General features: G+C 72.4%; 17 protein-coding genes and 2 riboswitches. Of the genes, 11 read left to right on the top strand and 6 right to left on the bottom strand.

Features of this window, described 5'->3' with window-relative positions; all coding sequences use genetic code 11:
* Window positions 1-36: 36 nt before the first annotated feature.
* The 3 genes from IE195_RS16650 to IE195_RS16640 all read right to left on the bottom strand — a co-directional run bounded on the left by IE195_RS16650 (window position 37) and on the right by IE195_RS16640 (window position 2,989).
* The gene (locus tag IE195_RS16650; protein ID WP_191272421.1) at window positions 37-1,230 is read right to left on the bottom strand and encodes an acyl-CoA dehydrogenase family protein; all 1,194 of its coding nucleotides are present in this window, start codon (window positions 1,228-1,230) and stop codon (window positions 37-39) included.
* Window positions 1,231-1,296: 66 nt separating this feature from the next.
* Window positions 1,297-2,586, bottom strand: coding sequence for a CaiB/BaiF CoA transferase family protein (locus IE195_RS16645; protein ID WP_191272418.1), 1,290 nt, complete (start codon window positions 2,584-2,586; stop codon window positions 1,297-1,299).
* A 7-nt stretch (window positions 2,587-2,593) separates the two neighbouring features.
* Window positions 2,594-2,989, bottom strand: a complete 396-nt coding sequence (locus IE195_RS16640; RefSeq protein ID WP_191272712.1) for a DUF3870 domain-containing protein — start codon at window positions 2,987-2,989, stop codon at window positions 2,594-2,596.
* A 215-nt stretch (window positions 2,990-3,204) separates the two neighbouring features.
* Window positions 3,205-3,319, top strand: a riboswitch (SAM riboswitch).
* Between the two features lie 64 nt (window positions 3,320-3,383).
* Between IE195_RS16640 and IE195_RS16635 the strand changes: the two genes are divergently transcribed.
* Window positions 3,384-4,775 carry an aminotransferase class V-fold PLP-dependent enzyme gene (locus IE195_RS16635; protein WP_191272416.1) on the top strand — a complete coding sequence of 464 codons (1,392 nt, stop codon included), beginning with the start codon at window positions 3,384-3,386 and terminating at the stop codon, window positions 4,773-4,775.
* Here IE195_RS16635 and IE195_RS16630 read toward each other — a convergent pair.
* A complete protein-coding gene (locus tag IE195_RS16630) occupies window positions 4,772-5,287 on the bottom strand; it encodes a hypothetical protein (protein ID WP_191272414.1) in 516 nt (171 codons plus the stop codon). The two genes, IE195_RS16635 and IE195_RS16630, sit on opposite strands and share 4 nt — an antisense overlap.
* A gap of 326 nt (window positions 5,288-5,613) precedes the next feature.
* Between IE195_RS16630 and IE195_RS16625 the strand changes: the two genes are divergently transcribed.
* Both IE195_RS16625 and IE195_RS16620 read left to right on the top strand, forming a co-directional pair.
* A complete protein-coding gene (locus IE195_RS16625) occupies window positions 5,614-6,330 on the top strand; it encodes an SAM-dependent methyltransferase (protein ID WP_191272412.1) in 717 nt (238 codons plus the stop codon).
* Window positions 6,321-6,872, top strand: a complete 552-nt coding sequence (locus IE195_RS16620) for a DinB family protein (RefSeq protein ID WP_191272410.1) — start codon at window positions 6,321-6,323, stop codon at window positions 6,870-6,872. The genes IE195_RS16625 and IE195_RS16620 overlap by 10 nt, the downstream gene beginning before the upstream one ends.
* Here IE195_RS16620 and IE195_RS16615 read toward each other — a convergent pair.
* Complete coding sequence (locus IE195_RS16615) at window positions 6,869-9,052, bottom strand: primosomal protein N' (RefSeq protein WP_191272408.1); 2,184 nt, start codon at window positions 9,050-9,052, stop codon at window positions 6,869-6,871. The two genes, IE195_RS16620 and IE195_RS16615, sit on opposite strands and share 4 nt — an antisense overlap.
* A gap of 109 nt (window positions 9,053-9,161) precedes the next feature.
* On the opposite strand from IE195_RS16615, the gene fmt reads away from it, so the two are divergent.
* Both fmt and IE195_RS16605 read left to right on the top strand, forming a co-directional pair.
* Window positions 9,162-10,097 (top strand): methionyl-tRNA formyltransferase, encoded by a 936-nt coding sequence (gene fmt / locus IE195_RS16610; RefSeq protein ID WP_191272406.1) that lies wholly within the window; start codon window positions 9,162-9,164, stop codon window positions 10,095-10,097.
* 76 nt (window positions 10,098-10,173) lie between these two features.
* Window positions 10,174-11,637: an RsmB/NOP family class I SAM-dependent RNA methyltransferase gene (locus tag IE195_RS16605; protein WP_191272404.1), complete on the top strand. Its 1,464-nt coding sequence runs from the start codon at window positions 10,174-10,176 to the stop codon at window positions 11,635-11,637.
* Between the two features lie 179 nt (window positions 11,638-11,816).
* Here IE195_RS16605 and IE195_RS16600 read toward each other — a convergent pair whose 3' ends face one another.
* Window positions 11,817-12,203: a DUF6841 family protein gene (locus IE195_RS16600; RefSeq protein WP_191272402.1), complete on the bottom strand. Its 387-nt coding sequence runs from the start codon at window positions 12,201-12,203 to the stop codon at window positions 11,817-11,819.
* A gap of 65 nt (window positions 12,204-12,268) precedes the next feature.
* Here IE195_RS16600 and rpe point away from each other — a divergent pair, with 65 nt between their 5' ends.
* The 6 genes from rpe to IE195_RS16570 all read left to right on the top strand — a co-directional run bounded on the left by rpe (window position 12,269) and on the right by IE195_RS16570 (window position 17,646).
* Window positions 12,269-12,937, top strand: coding sequence for a ribulose-phosphate 3-epimerase (rpe, locus tag IE195_RS16595; protein ID WP_191272400.1), 669 nt, complete (start codon window positions 12,269-12,271; stop codon window positions 12,935-12,937).
* Window positions 12,938-13,180: 243 nt separating this feature from the next.
* The gene (locus tag IE195_RS16590) at window positions 13,181-14,209 is read left to right on the top strand and encodes a phosphatase PAP2 family protein (protein WP_191272709.1); all 1,029 of its coding nucleotides are present in this window, start codon (window positions 13,181-13,183) and stop codon (window positions 14,207-14,209) included.
* Window positions 14,210-14,279: 70 nt separating this feature from the next.
* A riboswitch (FMN riboswitch) is annotated at window positions 14,280-14,410 on the top strand.
* Window positions 14,411-14,526: 116 nt separating this feature from the next.
* Window positions 14,527-15,183, top strand: a complete 657-nt coding sequence (locus IE195_RS16585; RefSeq protein WP_191272398.1) for a riboflavin synthase — start codon at window positions 14,527-14,529, stop codon at window positions 15,181-15,183.
* 64 nt (window positions 15,184-15,247) lie between these two features.
* Window positions 15,248-16,543: a bifunctional 3,4-dihydroxy-2-butanone-4-phosphate synthase/GTP cyclohydrolase II gene (locus IE195_RS16580; RefSeq protein WP_191272396.1), complete on the top strand. Its 1,296-nt coding sequence runs from the start codon at window positions 15,248-15,250 to the stop codon at window positions 16,541-16,543.
* 65 nt (window positions 16,544-16,608) lie between these two features.
* On the top strand, window positions 16,609-17,082 hold the full coding sequence (ribH, locus tag IE195_RS16575) for a 6,7-dimethyl-8-ribityllumazine synthase (protein WP_191272394.1): 474 nt from the start codon (window positions 16,609-16,611) through the stop codon (window positions 17,080-17,082).
* Between the two features lie 105 nt (window positions 17,083-17,187).
* Window positions 17,188-17,646 carry a PH domain-containing protein gene (locus IE195_RS16570; protein ID WP_191272392.1) on the top strand — a complete coding sequence of 153 codons (459 nt, stop codon included), beginning with the start codon at window positions 17,188-17,190 and terminating at the stop codon, window positions 17,644-17,646.
* The last annotated feature ends 203 nt before the right edge of the window (window positions 17,647-17,849 follow it).

The raw sequence follows: 17,849 nt of genomic DNA, 5'->3' as shown, positions 1-17,849 counted from the left end.
TGTCGGCCTTCGATGGCACCCGTGGCGTGCCTCCTCCTACCGGAACGCGGAGATACCCGTCACCGCCTGGCCGATGCTCAGCGCGTGGATCTCCTCGGTGCCCTCGTAGGTGGCCACCGTCTCCAGGTTCACCATGTGCCGCATCACCGGGTACTCCAGCGTGATCCCGTTGGCGCCGTGGATCCCGCGGGCCGTCCGCGCCACCCGCTGCGCCGCCGCCACGTTGGCGAACTTGCCGAAGCTCACGTGGTTGTGGTGGCAGTCCCCCTCGTCCTTCAGCCGACCGATCCGCAGCGCCGCCATGTTGGCGTGGTTGACGTCCACCACCATGTCGGCGAGCTTGCGCTGGGTGAGCTGGAAACCGCCGATGGGCTGTCCGAACTGCTCACGGGTCCGCGCGTAGTCCAGCGCGGCCTCGTAACAGGCGCGCGCCGCACCCGCCGCGCCCCACACGATGCCGTAGCGGGCCTCGTTCAGGCAGGAGAGCGGGGAACCCAGGCCTCCGGAGCCGGGCATCACGGCGTCGGCCGGCAGGCGCACGTCCTCCAGCACCAGCTCCGAGGTGATCGAGGCGCGCAGCGACAGCTTCCGGTGGATGACGTTCGCGGAGAAACCCGGGGTGTCGGTCGGCACCACGAAACCGCGGACGCCGTCCTCGGTGGCGGCCCACACCACGGCGACGTCGGCCACCGAGCCGTTGGTGATCCACATCTTGGTGCCGTTGAGGACCCAGTCCGACCCCTCCCTGCGGGCACGGGTGCGCATCGAGCCCGGGTCCGAGCCGGAGTCGGGCTCGGTCAGGCCGAAGCAGCCGATCGCCTCGCCCGCGGCCATCCTCGGCAGCCACTCGTTCCTGTGCTCCTCGGAACCGAACTTGTGGATCGCCGCCATGGCCAGGGAGCCCTGCACGGAGACGAAGCTGCGCAGCCCCGAGTCCACCGCCTCCAGCTCCCGGCAGGCCAGACCGTAGGCGACCGCGCTGGAGCCGCCGCAACCGTACCCCTCCAGGTGCATGCCGAGAACCCCCAGGTCGCCGAAGGCCTTGGCGAGGCCGCGCGGGTCGGGGATGGTCCCGGCCTCGAACCAGTCGGCGACGTTCGGCAGGAGCTCACGGGAGGAGAACGCGCGGACGGCGTCACGGACGTCGCGTTCGGTGTCGGACAGTTCGGCGTCCACCGCCAGGAAGTCGAGGGGGTCGGGGGCGGCGGCCCTGCGCTGGGAGTCGCTCATGGTGTGTGTCCCTTCGTGGTGCTTCGGTGACGTGTGTGAGGTCTGTGGGGTGCTGGTCCGCCGGACCTAGCGGGTCTCGGAGCTCCGGACGTCGGTCTGCTGTACGGCCCCGCTCCTGAGCAGGTCCTCGATCCGCTCCGCGGTCAGGCCCAGCTCGGCGAGCACCTGCGCGGAGTGCTGTCCCAGCAGCGGGGGAGCGGTCATCGGGGCGGGTGTGTGCTCCATCCGGAAACCCGCCCGTACCTGCTCCAGGAGCCCGGCGGTGGGGTGCTCGACCGTGCGCAGGACGTCGTCCCCGCTGGCGTCGGCGGTGCGCAGCGCGTCCAGCACGCCCCGCACCCGGCCGACCGGGACCCCGGCGCCGACCAGGACCTCCATCCAGTGCTCGGCGGGCCGGGTGCGCAGTGTCGCCGAGAGTTCCCCCACCAGCTCGTCCCGGTGCGCCACCCGGTCCGGGTTGGTGGCGTAACGGGGGTCACCGCCCAGGTCGGGGCGGTCGATGGCGGTACACAGGCGCTGGTACAGGGCGTCGTTCCCCGCGGCGACCACGATCTCCGCGTCCTGGGCGGGGAACGCCTGGTACGGCACGATGGTGGTGTGCGCGTTGCCCACACGGGCGGGTTCGGTGCCGGTGACCAGGGCCTGCTGGGTGAGGTTGACCAGGCTGGACAGGGTGGAGTTGATCAGCGAGACGCTGATGTTCTCGCCCCGCCCCGTCGCCCGGGCCCGCATGAGCGCGCCGAGGATGCCCACGGCGGCGTTCAGCCCGGTGAGGACGTCGGTGAGCGCCACCCCCACCTTGCTGGCCGGGCCGTCGGCGGGACCTGTGGTCGCCATCAGGCCGCTCTCCGCCTGCACGACGATGTCGAAGCCCGGGCGGGTGGCGGGCTGGTGTCCGGGGCCGAAACCGCTCACCGAGCAGTACACCACGGCCGGGTTGCGTCTGCTGATCTCCTCGTAGCCCAGGCCGAGCCGGTCGATCACCCCGGGGCGGAAGTTCTGGATGACCACGTCCGAGGTGGCGCACAGCTCCTGGACGGCGGCCAGCCCCTCGGGGTCCTTGAGGTCCACGGCCAGGCTGCGCTTGTTCCGGTTCACGGACAGGAAGTAGGCGGCCTCGCCGGGGGAGTGGTGTTCCCGGTGCTCCTCGGCCGGTTCGGCGTAGGGCGGCCCCCAGGACCGGGTGTCGTCGCCCCGGCCGGGCTGCTCCACCTTCACCACCTCGGCGCCCATGTCGGCGAGGAGCATGGTCGCGTACGGGCCCGCCAGGACCCGGGACAGGTCGGCCACCCGTACCCCGGCGAGGGGCAGGGGCGGGTCCGGTTCGGGGCCGGTTTCCGGGCTGGTCGCGCTCATGTGGAGGTCACTCCTTGCCGTCGTGGTCGTTGGCGGGGCCGCCGGGCAGCTGGTCGCCGTCCCGCAGCTGGTAATAGGTCTCCAGGCAGCGGCGCAGCGCGGTGGTGAGGGCGGCGCCGGAGTGGCCCGCGTACCGCGTCTGGACCCGCTGGACGATCTCCGCGATGTCCTCGGTCACCGAGGCGCCCTCGACCAGGGCCCGGAAGAAGTCCTTCGCCAGGTCGGTGAGCAGGGTGGTGTCCGCGGCGACGATACGGCCGTCCGCGGAGTCCACCGCGAGTACGACGCCGAGCCGCTGGTACTGGGAATGGCTCGCCACCGAGTCGGGGAGGCGGGCGTAGCCGGAGATGAGGACAACCCTGGGGTTGCGGAAGATCTGCTGAATACGGTCGTCGCCGTACAACGGAAGGCACCTCTCGTCTGCGGGCATGCGAAAACTCCAACGCACTGGAGTCTCGCGCCTGAAGGGCGGCCGGGGGAACCGGACACCCGCGACATGAGGGCAGTTCGGGATCAGTATGGCCCAGCCGTGGCGGCGGGTGTCAAGCGGGGTCGTGGTCCAGGACACAGGGACACGCGGATGCGTCCCGGGCGGACCCTGTGTTAGATTTCGGCACAGGTCACGAGTACCAGCGACAAGCCCCGGCTAGCTGGTCGGCAACCCTCCTTCCGCGGTGGGGTGCCCCGGGTGAGGACCAGGTCCCGACACGACCGTGTCAGACAAGCGCGGACCCCTGAGGTGAAGCCGTCATCCGGCGTACCCCTGTGGGTCCCACGACTCGCAGAAGAGGTGCCCCATGACCACTGTCGTCCCGTTCGACCCCACCCGCTCCAGCCGCTCCGCCGCCCGCACGGCCCACGCCGCCGACCGGGCCGCGGCCCGCGAGTGCTCGATCGTCACCGCCGAGGGCGGGGTCCCGCTGGTCACCGGGGAGTACGCGGAGTACGCCAACTTCGACTACGCGGCCAGCGCCCCCTGCCTGACCAGTGTGGCGGAGGCCCTCTCCGAGGCCCTGCCGTTCTACGCCAGCGTCCACCGCGGAGCCGGACACCACTCACAGGTCAGCACCGACGCCTACGAGCGAGCCCGCCGCAGCGTCGCCCGCTTCCTCGGCGTGCGCACCCAGGCGGACCAGGGCGGTTCCGCCGACGCCGTGGTGTTCGTCCGGGGCACCACCGACGCCGTCAACCTGCTGGCCCGGGCGGTGCCCGAAGGGTGCACCGTGGTGGTCTTCGAGTCCGAGCACCACGCGAGCCTGCTCCCCTGGGAGCACCCGGCCTCACGTGCGGCGAAGGTGGTCCGGCTGCCGCTGCCGGAGAGCCCGGAGGCCGCCGTCGGGGCCGCCCGCGCCGCTCTGGCGGAGGCACCCGAGGGTCCCAGGCTGCTCTGCGTCACCGCGGCCTCCAACGTCACCGGTGAGATCTGGCCGGTGGAGGAACTGGTCGAGGCCGCGCACGCCGAGGGCGCCCGGGTGCTGGTGGACGCCGCCCAGTACGTGCCGCACCTGCCGTTCAGCCTCACCGGGACCGGTGCGGACTACGTGGCCCTGTCCGGGCACAAGCTCTACGCGCCCTTCGGCTCGGGCGTGCTCGCGGGCCGGGCCGACTGGCTGCGCGAGGCCACCCCGTACCTGGCCGGCGGGGGAGCGACGCGGAAGGTCACCGAGCACGACGTCGTCTGGAACGACCTCCCGGCCCGCCACGAGGCGGGGAGCCCGAACGTGCTGGGGGCCGTGGCCCTGGCGGCGGCCTGCGAGACCTTCACCAACCGGACCCTGTCCCTGCAGCACATCCGCGAAGCCGCTCTGTTGGAGCGCCTGCGGGCCGGGCTGGCGGAGATCGACGGTGTGCACGAGCTGACCCTGTGGGGGGCCGAGCACGCGCGGGTCGGGATCGTCTCGTTCGTGGTCGACGGCCTGCCCGCCGACCTGCTCGCCTCGGCGCTTTCCGCGGAGTACGGGATCGGCGTCCGGGACGGCCTGTTCTGCGCCCACCCGCTCACCGGCCACCTGTTGCCCGAGGGGCACACGCAGGCGGTGCGCGCGAGCCTGGGTGTGGGAACCACCGAGGAGCACGTCGACCGTCTGGTGGGCGCCGTCGCCGACCTGGTCGCGAGGGGACCGCGCTGGGAGTACGCCGACTGCGACGGCCGTCTCGCCCCGGTTCCGGACCCGCGCAACGTCCTCTAGCCGAGCCGGTGCCCCACCAGGGCCAGGCCCCAGACCAGGGCGGGCAGGGCGAGGGTGAACAGTGTGACCGTTGACGTCCTCTTCGGGCGGAGGACGAGGTGGCACAGTGCCACCTGGACTCCGAAGCCGAACAGGGCCAGGAACAGCGTGAGCACCACGGTCGACGGACTGGGCTCCCACGACACCAGGGAGATACCGAACAGAGCGTAGAGGACCGTGCTCGGTACGGCCCCGATCACGGGCAGCGTCGGGTGGGTGACCAGGCGCCTGCCCCTGCCCAGGGTTCTCACCACGAGGAGCAGCAGCGCGAACGGCAGCGTGTGGGTCACCAGCACCAGACCGTAGAAGACCGCGACGGGGTGGGGGAGTCCTCCGGTTCCGTCCAGCGCGCTGTCCGCGATGGGGAAGACCAGGAGGAGCACCGCGACGTGCGCCGCCCCGGCTCCGCTGAGGCGAGCCACGGCTGAGGCCGGGCCGAACGCGGGCTCGGGCGCGGAAGGGGGTGGGGGCACCGGTACGACTCCTGAACAGTCGGGGGCTGCTGCTGCGGATCGGTTCTCTCCTCTCCCAGTATCGGTGTGCCCGTTTCGGGGGAGAGTCCGGGGCGCCGCGCGGTGTTCGGAGCGAGAGCCGGGACCTCGGGCTCACAAAAGCTTGCGACGCACGACCCTACATAAGGCGCAATAAGGCACATTTCACCCAGGTGTGTGCTGGGAATCACGTTCACAAGCTGTACTATCAGGCCCTGACGGCAAGGCGCGCCGTCGCCGGACCCGACCGGTCCGCCCCGACGGAGCGTCCTGCCTCCCGCGAGCGAACCGGCTGGGGGAGCGTGATCGTGACGGACGTCCGAGGACCCAAGGCAGGTCCCCTCACGGCCGTGTTCCGAGAACGGAAACCCCCGCACGTACCGGGGCGCAAACCCCGTGTCGTCAACCTCGACGGGAGCTCCTGCGCGCCGCCGGACCCGGACCGGGTCGAGCAGACCCGCCTCCACCAGGCCTTTCTCGGCCGGGTCATCGACTACCTGTGCGCCGACGCCGGCGTCCGCCAGTTCGTGGACTGGGGGTGCTCCGTGCCCGGGACCGCCGAGCGCGTGCACCGGGCCGACGCCGAAGCCGCGGTCGTGCACGTCGCACCGCACGGGACCGCCGGGATACTCGCCGCCGCGGACGACGCGGCCGTCCTGTCCGGTGAGGCTTCCGGTACCGGGGACGGGGCCCTGCTCCGCCGCCTCCACACCAGCGGGCTCGTCGACTTCGACGAGCCCGTCGCCGTACTGATGACCCGCCCCTTCACCGAGGAGGCCCCGCCCACCGGGCTCGCCGCCCTCCACTCGGTGATGCGCGGCGGAGGTTACCTCGCCCTCACCTCCACGGCGCCCCGAACCGTGGCCGAACGGGCCTTCGATCCCTTCCTTCCCGTCGAACCGGTGGTCGCCGATCTCACCTGGTGGCCCTACCCGGATGACGACGTGCCCGCGCCGGGATGTGGAACCCTGGGCGGACTGGGCCGCGCGCCCGAGCGAGGAAGGGGAGTGCGCCGATGGCACTGAACTGGAACGGCGAGATCCTGGCCCAGATGCGGTTCTACTGGGACTTCTCGCTGTGGCCCCGGCTGGAGGGGCTCACCGACGCCGAGTACTACTGGGAGCCGGTCCCGGACAGCTGGACCGTCCGCAGACTGCCGGACGGCCGCCACGCGCCCGACGGCGCCTACCCCGCACCCGAACCCCCTCCGGTCACCACCATCGCCTGGCGCCTCGGCCACATCGTGGTGGACCTGTTCGAGACCCGCATCAACTGGCACTTCGGCGACCGCACGGCCAACCGCGACACCATCGACTGGCCCGGCAGCGCCGCCGAGGCCAGGCAGCGCCTGCGCAACGCCTACCTCACCTGGTCCGACCACGTCCAGGAGCTGGACGACGACGCCCTGGCCGTCCCCGTGGGCGACGCCGAGGCATCCCAGTGGTCCGACTTCCCCCTGGTCGTGCTCATCCTGCACCTGAACCGCGAGTTCATCCACCACGGCGCCGAGATCGCCCTCCTCCGGGACCTCCACCGGGCCCGCTTCGGTGCGGAGCCAACGGACTAGAGCACGTGCAGCGGGTCCACCCGGACCTGGGCCAGGTGCTCGTCCCGGCGTGCGCTGCGCGCCGAGGCCGCCGTCTTCAACGCCCGGGTGAGCTCTCCGACCGACCCGCGCGGCACTCGCAACAGGGCGCGTTCGGTCTGGTCGGTGCTGCTGTCGGTGCGTTCCGGACCGACCGGCACCGGCCCCAGCAGCTCGGCCCGTTCCGGGAGCTCGATCTGGTCCAGCAGCTCGCGCACGTGTTCGGGGGCACCGGTGACCGAGGCCATCGACACCGCAGGGGGGAACCCGAGCTCCCTGCGCTCGGCCAGTTCGCGTTCGGCGAAACCACCCGGATCCCATCGCACCAGTGACTGCACCACTGGCAGTGAGACGTCCGCGGACACCACCACCGCGCCGCCCGGCCGGACCAGAGCGGACGCGTTCAGCCAGCGCCGCAGGGTCTCCTCAGAGGCACGCAGGTCGGCCCGGTTGAGCAGCGCCCACCCGTCCAGCAGCACCGCCGCCGCGTACCCGCCGCCGGTGACCGCCGGCTCGGCTCCGGGGGTGGCCACCACCAGCGACGGTTTGTCCGGGACCTCGGAGAGCACTTCCTCACGGCCGGAGGTACGAACGGTCAGGGAGGGGAAGGCCCGGCCCAGCTCCTCCGCGGTCCGGCGGGCGCCCACCACCACCGCGCGCATCCGGCTCGCCCCGCACCCGGGGCACGCCCACTGCCCCGCCACCCGGCCGCACCAGCCGCACGAGGGCATGGCGTGTGATCCGCGCACTGCCAACGGCCCGTTGCAGGCGTCGCAGCGCGCGGGTTCACGGCAGCCCGCGCAAGCCAGGGTGTTGAGGTAACCCCGGCGCGGAACCTGGAACAGCACCGGACCGCTCTTGGCCGCCTCGCGTGCCGAACGCAGGGCCACGCTCGGCATCCGCGCGGACCGGGCGGCCCCGTCCCGGGCGAGTTCGCGGTCGTCACCGGCGGGTTTGACCAGCGGGGCGCGGCTGCGCAGCGTCGCCCGGTCGGCTACCAGCGGGCGCGCCCACCCGGACTCCACCAGCAACTGGGCGTCGGTGGTACGGGTGTGTCCGCCGATCAGCGCCGCGGCGCCGGCCCGGTGTGCCCGCATCGCCAGAACCGTGCGCGCGTGCAGGTAGGGGGCGTGCGGGTCCACGTGCACGTCATCGCCGTCGTCCCACAGGACCACCAGCCCCAGGTCGCGGACGGGTGCGAAGACGGCGGCCCGGGTGCCCACCACGACCCGCACCTGGCCGCGCAGCACGGACAACCAACTCCGGTACCGTTTCGCGGGTCCCAGGTCGGCTGTGAGCGCCGCGTGGCGGCCCTCGCCCAGGTGCCGGGTGAGCGCCGCGTCCACCGCGGCCACGTCGCGGCCGTCGGGCAGCACCACCACGGTGCCGCGCCCCGCGCCCAGGGCGGCCTCGGCCGCCACCGCGATCGCGTCGGTCCAGTCGCCGCCGGGCAGGGCGTTCCACACCGCGCGGGCCGGGCGTCCCGCGTGCAACGCCCTGATGAAGGCGGGGCCCTCCGGGTAGGCGTCCCAGGGGCCGGGGTCCACCTCCAGTACGGCCGCCTCCACCGTCTCCTGGACGGGGGCGCCGTCCTCGGGCGGGAGCGCGGTCTCGGGGGTCTCGGGAGGATCCTCGTCGGCGGGCTCCACGCCCTCGACGTCCTCCTCCCGGGCCCGCTCCTCGAGCGCGGCCTCCTTCTCCACCCGCGCGTGCCGGGGAGGTACCGCCAACCGCAGGACGTCGCTCAGGGTGCCCGCGTACCGGTCGGCGACGGCCCTGGACAACGACAGGATCTCCGGGGTGAGCACGGGTTCGGGGGAGACCACCGTCTCCAGGTAGGCCAGCTGTCCGGCGAACTCCGAACTCTCCACCCGCTCGGCGAGGAACCCCGCGAGCAGGCGGCCGTTGAAACGCACCTTGACCCTGCACCCGGGCACGGCGGCCTCGTCCATGTCGGCCGGTACCCGGTAGTCGAAGTAGCGGTCCAGGTGCGGCAGCGGGGTGTCGACGATCACGCGCGCCACGGGGAGCCGGTCGGCGGGCCGACGCTTGGCCGGGCGACGGCTCCTCGCTGTGTCGGCCTTTCCCCTGGCCGGTTCCTTCCTCTCCTGTCCGGGCAGGTCGAAGAGGACCTCGTCGGGCTGGCCGGGCTGCGCTGTCATCACTCCTGGTTTACCAGAACCGTCCGACAACACCGCTCTTTCCGGGGGGAGCCCCGGCCGGGACTGGTAGAACAGTGACCCGTAGGCGCAGCGGAGGGGGATCCGAAACATGAAGCTTGTCTTTGCCGGAACACCTGAGGTGGCGGTGCCCTCACTCCGGGCGCTGATCGACTCCGAACACGAGGTCGCGGCCGTGGTCACCCGGCCCGACGCCCGCTCCGGGCGCGGCCGCAGGGTCTCCGCCAGCCCCGTCGGCGCACTCGCCGAGAGCGAGGGCATCGAGGTCCTCAAGCCCGCCAGGGCGGGGGACCCCGAGTTCCTGGAGCGCCTCGCCGAGATCGCCCCCGACTGCTGCCCGGTGGTCGCCTACGGTGCCCTGCTGCCCCAGTCCGCGCTGGACATCCCCGAGCACGGCTGGGTCAACCTGCACTTCTCGCTGCTGCCCGCCTGGCGGGGTGCGGCCCCGGTCCAGCACGCCGTCCTGCACGGGGACGACGTCACCGGCGCCTCCACCTTCCGCATCGTCAAGGAGCTCGACGCCGGGCCGGTCTACGGCACCCTCGCCGAGGCGGTCCGCCCCACCGACACCAGCGGTGAGCTCCTCGAACGCCTCTCCGTCTCCGGGGCCGGGCTCCTGGCCCGCACGATCGACGGCATCGCCTCCGGGGAGCTCAGCCCGGTCCCGCAGCCGAACGCCGACGTGTCCTACGCGGGCAAGCTCACCACCCTGGACGCCGAACTCGACTTCACCGCGCCCGCCCAGCGCGTGGACCGGGTCGCCCGGGCCTGCACGCCCGCGCCCGGCGCCTGGACCACCTTCCGCGGTATGCGTCTGAAGGTCGGCCCGGTCCGGCCGGTGACCGACGCCGACCGCCCCGACCTGGAGCCCGGTCAGCTGCACGCGGACAACAAACGCGTCCTCGTCGGGACCAGCACCCACCCCGTCGAGCTCGACCGGGTCCAGCCCCAGGGCAAGAAGGCCATGGCCGCCGCGGACTGGGCGCGCGGGGTGCGCCCCACCGAAGATGACCGACTGGGCCGTTGAGCTGCCGTACTCTCGGACCTGGCGGGCGTGATCGCGCGCCGGTACATGTCCCCGGTTTGTTGAGGCAGAGCACACGTTGAGCGAGCAGTCCCGGTCCCGGCAGCAGCGTCCGCGAAAGGGCGGCAGGCCCAGGCAGGGCGGTGGCCAGCGGTCCGGGCCGCCCCAACCCCGCGACCCCGCACGCCGGGTCGCCTACGACGTGTTGCGCGCGGTCGAGCAGCGCGACGCCTACGCGAACCTGCTGCTGCCCTCCCTGCTCAACGAGCGCGGTATCCACGGCCGGGACGCGGCGTTGGCCACCGAGCTCACCTACGGGACCCTGCGCCGCCAGGGCACCTACGACGCGATCCTGGAGACCTGCGTCGACCGCTCGCTCTCCTCGGTGGACGAGGAGGTGCTGCCCCTGCTGCGGCTCGGCTCCCACCAGCTGCTGTCCACGAACATTCCGCCTCACGCGGCGGTCAGTGAGACCGTGGACCTGGCCCGCCGTGTGGTGGGCCACCACCGCGGCCGGTTCGTGAACGCGATCCTGCGCAAGGTCAGCGCCCGGGACCTGGAGGCGTGGACCGAGGTCATCGCCCCCGACCGTGAGCGCGACCCCAGCGGTTACCTGTCCGTGGTGCGGAGCCACCCGCGCTGGGTGGTCAAGGAGTTGGCCCGCGCCCTGGGGGAGCGGTCGAAGGACGGTCTGGTCCGGACCGAGGAGCTGTTGATCGCGCACAACGAGCGCCCCAAGGTCACCCTCGTCGCCAAACCGGGCCGGGCCAAGGTCGCGGACCTGGAGGAGTCCGGTGCCGTCCCGGCCCGGTACTCGCCCTTCGCCGCCCACCTGCCCGAGGGCGACCCGGGTGCGATCCGTGAGGTCCGCCAGAACCGGGCCGCCGTCCAGGACGAGGCCAGCCAGCTCGTCGCCCTGGCGCTGTCCCGGGTGGACGCGCACGGCTCCGACGGCCTCTGGCTGGACATGTGCGCGGGCCCCGGCGGCAAGGCCGGCCTGCTGGCCTCACTCGCCGGTCAGGGTACGGCCCGCCTGGTCGCCTCCGAACTCCAGCCCGCCCGTGCGGGCCTGGTGGCGAACGCCGTACGCCGCGCCCCCCGCGACGCCGGCCGCGTCATCGCCGCCGACGGCACCAGGCCCGCCTGGAAGCCGGGTTCGTTCGACCGGGTCCTGGCCGACGTGCCGTGCACCGGTCTGGGAGCTCTGCGCCGGCGCCCCGAGTCCCGTTGGCGGCGCGGTCCCGAGGACGTCGCCCGGCTCGCCCCGCTCCAGCACGAACTGCTCACCCGCGCCGTCGAGGCGGCACGCCCCGGCGGTGTGGTCGCCTACGTGACGTGCTCGCCGCACCTGGACGAGACCGACGTGATCGTCCGGAGGGTCCTGGGTGAACGCGGGGACCTCGAACTCCTGCGCGCTCCCGACTACCTCGACGAGGTCCCCGACCTCGCCGCGGGGCCGGAGGGCAGGTACGTCCAGTTCTGGCCGCACGTGCACGGTACCGACGCGATGTTCCTCGCCCTGTTCCGGAAGAAGTCGGACTAGGTACGTTCCCGCCGGGCACGCCCTGGCTGCACGCACGCCCTCGGGCCGGGAGCTCCCCCAGGGCCGCGGTCAGTTCCGGGTCGACGCGCTGTGCCGTGCGTTCGTGCGCGGGGCCCGGTGGAAGAGCACCCAGAAGGGAAGATTCGGGCAAAAGGGAATCTACTTCGTAAAGGTGGTGGTTATTCGGCGCCGAGCGCGACCACCACGCAGATCATGCAGGAGTTCCCCGCCTCCCTCAGCAGGTAACGGTAGGACTCGGCCCGGAGCTCGGCTCCCGTCCCGTCGAGGTAGGACCAGCGCACGTCCGCCCACACCAGCCTCGACGTGAGCTCCTCCATCCGGCGGATCTCGGGCACCGCGCCGACCACCCCGTGCTCCCGGTACCGCTCGGCCGCCCCCGTGAAAGCCCCCTTGACGTCCGCGGGGGAGGCCACCGGGATGCTCTGTGTGTCCCCCGCGACATAGGCGGGGTAGCTGTGCCGGGCGGCGATCCCGTCGAGGTCCCCGCCCACGAGTTCCCGGCCGTAGGCCTCCAGAAAGTCCTGCAGCCCCTCCTGGTCGAGCATGACGCCTCCCCGTGTCACCTTCCCCCCCCCACCTGCCCAAGGCCCACCCTGGCTACACTGCTGACGTGGCAATTCAGATCTCTCCCAGCATCCTCAGCGCCGACTTCGCGCACCTCGCCGACGAGGCGGCGGCCGTCCCCACCGCGGACTGGCTGCACGTCGACGTCATGGACGGACACTTCGTCCCCAACCTCACCCTGGGCCTGCCCGTGGTGGAGTCCCTCGCCAGGGCGGCCGCCACCCCGCTGGACTGCCACCTGATGATCGAGGACCCCGACCGCTGGGCGCCGGCCTACGCCGAGGCGGGCGCGGGCAGCGTCACCATCCACGCCAAGGCGGCCAGCGCCCCCGTGCGCACCCTGCGCGAGATCCGCAGGCAGGGCGCCCGCGCGGGGCTGGCGCTCAACCCCGCCGAACCGGTCGACCCCTACGCGGACCTGCTCGGCGAGATGGACATGCTGCTGCTGATGACCGTCGAGCCCGGTTTCGGCGGCCAGAAGTTCCTGGACCTGGTGCTGCCCAAGATCCGCAGGGCCCGGGAACTCATGGACGAGCGCGGCGCCGCGGTCTGGCTCCAGGTCGACGGCGGGGTGAGTGACGAGACCATCGAGCGCGCGGCCGAGGCCGGGGCGGACGTCTTCGTCGCCGGTTCCGCCGTCTACGGCGCCCAGGACCCGGCCGGGGCGGTCGACTCCCTGCGCGCCCAGGCCGAGCGGGTCAGCAAGCTCGCCTGATCCGGGCCGCCACGGCCCCGGCGGATAACGATCGCGGTGCGGCATCCCTGTGGGCCTGGTCACAAAGACCCCGTGCGCCCTATGCTGCCCGCTGTAGTCGTTGATTTCCGCTTGGTCGCGGCTCCGTCTTCCCCTGCGCGCGCCGCACGTGCCCGTGTCCGGGGGAGCGGCGCGGCGTGAGCGCGTTGCCAGGCGCGGACCCGTGGAGTACGCGTGAACGCTTGGACCACCGAGCACCTGGCCATGGATGCCCTCCGGGAGACGGAGAGCACCGCCGTCCGCTGGTTTCAGGGGTGGGGCGACTGGCTCGCCCACCCGATGGGAGTCCTCACCCTCCTGGGGTCCCAGGGCCTGATCGTCGTCCTGTTGGCCGCCGTCTTCTGGAGCGTCCACGCGGGCCTGGGGGCACGCCTGTTCGTCGCGGTCGTCGCCTCGGGTGTGGTCAACAACCTGCTCAAGGCGGTGTCCTACACTCCCCGCCCCTACTGGTTCGACGCGCTGGTCACCGGCCACAGCCACCACGGCAGCTTCGGGATGCCCTCCGGGCACACCCAGGCCGCGACGGTGACCTACGGCTACCTCGCGGCGAAGTCCGGGCGCAGAGCCCTGCTGGGGGCGGCCGTCGCGGTGATCGCGCTCGTCGCCCTCTCCCGGATCTACCTGGGTGTGCATTTCCCCAGCGACGTCCTGGCCGGTCTGCTGGTCGGCGGTGCCCTCCTGTGGGCCGTCCTGCGCTGGGAGGACCGCGTGCTGGCCTGGTGGCGCTCGCTGGACACGGTGCGCTGGGTGTCCTACCTGCTGGCCCTCACCCTGGTGCCGTGTGCGGCGGCCACCGCCTGGCAGTTCGGCGTGCGCGGCGACTGGACGGTCCCGGCCGCCGAGTGGATCGGAGCCACCCCCACCGACCCCGCCGGGCACACCCTGGCCGGGCTCTACACGGCCGGCGGCGCTCTCCTGGGCGGGGTCCTCGGGCTCACCCTGCTCCACCGCCGCGGCTGGTACAGCGCTGCGGGCGCGGTCACCGCGAGGGCCGCCCGCTTCGTCCTCGGCATCTCGGTGGTGGTGCTCATCCTGGTCCTGGAACAGGTCCTCTTCCGGGGCCTGTCCGGGTTCCCCGCCGCGCTCGTGGCCTTCGCGGTCTACGGGGTGACGGCGTTCTGGGCCTGCTACGGGGCTCCGGAGATGTTCGTGCGCTCAGGCCTGGCCGGGCGTCCGAGGGACACACCGGAGGAGGTCCCCGCGGAAGGGCCCGAGGACCTCGATCGGACATGAATCAGGTCACACCGACTATGCGGTCGGCCGACCGAGGGGATAGGATCGTGCTCGTTTAGACAACAGTCAAACGCGTGCTCCGGGGTCGGTGAAAGTCCGAACCGGCGGTGACAGTCCGCGACCCGGCCGAGTCCATCGGTCGGTTGAACCGGTGAAATTCCGGTACCGACGGTTAAAGTCCGGATGGGAGGCAGTGCGCGTTGAGGCGGATCTGAGCCTTGTCGACCCTTGGTGTCGGCGCTCAGCGTCGGCCTTGTCGTGGACCCGTTCTCCACACCCCTTTCCCCGGAGCCGCACCAGGCGAAGGGACGTGGGGCGTGTTCACTGGAATCGTGGAAGAACTCGGCGAGGTCATTTCCGTCGAACCGGCCGGTGCCAACGGCGAGGCGGTTCTGCTCACCCTCCGCGGCCCCCTGGTCAGCTCCGACGCCAAGCACGGCGACTCCATCTCGGTCAACGGCGTGTGCCTGACCGTCGTCGGCCGGGGCGAGGGCACCTTCACCGCCGACGTGATGAAGGAGTCCCTGAACCGCTCCTCCCTCGGCGCCCTCGCCCCCGGCTCCCCGGTGAACCTCGAACGCGCGGCCCGCACGGACAGCCGCCTGGGCGGCCACATCGTCCAGGGCCACGTCGACGGCACCGCCACCCTCCTCTCCCGGAATCCCGGTGACAACTGGGACGTTCTACGTTTCGGCATGCCCCCGGAGCTCTCCCCCTACGTGGTGGAGAAGGGTTCCGTCACCGTGGACGGCACCAGCCTCACCGTCTCCGCAGTGAGCGCCCCCGGCGCCGAGGAGGAGTACTTCGAGGTCAGCCTCATCCCGGCCACTCTGGAGGCCACGACCCTGGGCGGACTGGAGGTCGGCGCCACCGTCAACATCGAGGTGGACGTGATCGCCAAGTACGTGGAGCGCATCACCGCGGTCGCCCGGGCCCGCAGCAGCGACAGCGCCCCGGCCCGCACCCGCGCCTAGCGCGCGGCGCTCCGCCGACGCCACCACCCACCGAACCACCCACCACGCACCTTCAGGAGCGGGAATGACCGTCACCGACACCACCCCGGCCGCCGACCCCGAGCAGAACGAGCAGACCGTCGCCCTCGACCGCATCGAGGACGCCATCGCCGAGTTCGCCGCCGGCAAGGCCATCGTGGTCGTGGACGACGAGGACCGCGAGAACGAGGGCGACATCATCTTCGCCGCCGAGCTCGCCACCCCCGAACTGCTGGCGTTCATGATCCGCTACACCTCCGGCGTGGTGTGCGTCCCCATGGAGGGCCGGGACCTGGACCGCCTCGACCTGCCGCTGATGACCGCGCGCAACGAGGAGAGCCTGCGCACCGCCTACACCGTCACCGTCGACGCCCGTGAGGGCGTCAGCACCGGCATCTCGGCCGCCGACCGGGCGCGCACCATCCGCCTGCTCTCCTCCGCCGAGAGCCGCCCCGTCGACTTCGTGCGCCCCGGCCACATCCTGCCGCTGCGCGCCCGCCCGGGCGGTGTCCTGGCCCGCCGCGGCCACACCGAGGCCTCGGTCGACTTCGCCCGCCTGGCCGGTCTGCGCCCCGCCGGCGTGCTGGCCGAGGTGGTCAACGACGACGGCACCATGGCCCGCCTGCCCCGGCTGCGCGAGTTCGCCGACGAGCACGGCCTGAAGCTGGTCTCCGTCGAACAACTGGCCGCGTACCGCGCCGCTCTCGGCCAGACCCTCTCCGAGGAGGAGGCCAACCCCGCGCTGGTCACCCGGATGGTCGAGACCCGTATGCCCAACCAGCACGGGGAATGGCGCGCGATCGGTTTCAAGGGCACCGCGGACGGCGCCGAGCACGTCGCCCTGGTCCACGGCGACCTGACCGACGGCACCGACGTCCTGGCCCGTCTGCACTCGGAGTGCCTGACCGGGGACGCGTTCGGTTCGCACCGCTGTGACTGCGGCGCCCAGTTGGAGGCCGCCATGGCCGACATCGCCGCGGAGGGGCGCGGGGTCGTCGTGTACCTGGGCGGTCACGAGGGCCGGGGGATCGGCCTGTTGCACAAGCTGCGTGCCTACAGCCTGCAGGACCAGGGCGCGGACACCGTCGACGCGAACCTGCGCCTGGGCCTGCCCGCCGACGCGCGTGAGTTCGGTGCGGGCGCGCGGATCCTCACCGACCTGGGGGTGTCCTCGGTGCGGCTGCTGTCCAACAACCCGGCCAAGGCCGAGGGGCTGGAGCGCCACGGGGTCCGGGTCACCGAGCGGGTGGCGATGCCGACCTTCGTCACCGACGACAACCTCTCCTACCTGCTGACCAAGCGCGACCGGATGGGCCACGACCTGGCCGGTGTCGCCAAGTAGCCGGGCTCCCCGCGACCCGCACCCCCACTCCAACCCGTTTCCCGAGAACCTCAGAAAGGCCGGTCATGAGCGGCACAGGACGCCCGGACGAACACCAGGTCGACGCCTCGGGGCTGTCGGTGGGCATCGTCGTCACCCGGTGGAACGAACCCATCGTGGAGCCGATGCTCGCCAACGCGCTCGACGTGGTGAAGGCCTCGGGGGCCGGTGAGCCCGTCGTGGTGAAGGTCGCCGGGGCCGTGGAGATCCCGGTGGTCGCCCAGGAGCTGGCGCGCAAGCACGACGCGGTGATCGCCCTGGGGGCGGTCATCCGCGGCGGTACACCGCACTTCGACTACGTGTGCCAGTCGGTCACGCACGGGCTGACCGAGGTCGCCCTGCGTGAATCCACCCCCGTGGGTAACGGTGTACTCACGTGTGACACCCTGGAACAGGCGCGTGACCGCGCCGGCCTGCCGGGAAGCGTCGAGGACAAGGGCGCCGAGGCTGCGCTGGCCGCCCTGGACACGGCGGTGGCCCTGCGCGGGCTGCGCCGCTGACCCCACCCTCCTGTCGCACGCCCGCTGGAGCAGGACGAGGAGCCGGGAGCGCGCCCGAGCGTGCGAACACGGACGGAGCAGTTGGTGCGGACGAGGGAACAACCTGTGGACGAGGCGTCGGGGAAGCCGGTGCTGCCGAGGACCTGGCGGCCCCGTGCGGTACGGCTGGTCGCCTACGGCCTGGGGGCGCTGATCGTGGCGACCATGGTCGCGCTCGCCGTGAGCCTGCCCGCCGACTGGCGGTTGATGGACCGGGTGCTGGTGGTCGGCCTGGGCCTGGTGGTGGCCGCGGGGCTGCACATGCTCGCCCGTCCCCGGCTGATCGCCACCGGGCGGAAGGTGATCGTGACCAACGGGATCCGCACCCACCACCTTGCGTGGCCGGAGGTCCTGGACATCCGGATGCCGGTCGGGGAACCGTGGCCCTCGCTGGACCTGTCGGACGGTACGTCGCTGCCGGTGATGGGGATCCAGAGCGCCGACGGTGAGCTGGCCCGCCGCAACCTGGCGGAGTTCCGCTCGATGCTGGACCGCGGCGAGGGCGAGGAGCCCGAACACCCGTGAACGGAAACCGGACACCGGTGGGACGGAACCCGCCGCCCCGGATCCGGGGCGGCGCCCGGCACCGCCCCCGTTCGTAGACGAAACCGAATCGAGCCCTCGTTTCCTGGAGGAACGGGGGCTCTTCTGTGTCGTCCGGGGCACATAGGTTGTACCGGGGATCACAGAGCCGGGGCGGCCCGGCCGTAGGGAACTCAGGAAGAGGT

The organism is Nocardiopsis terrae (assembly GCF_014651695.1).
Lineage (GTDB): Bacteria > Actinomycetota > Actinomycetes > Streptosporangiales > Streptosporangiaceae > Nocardiopsis > Nocardiopsis terrae.
This window is presented reverse-complemented; position numbering and strand designations above follow the sequence as displayed.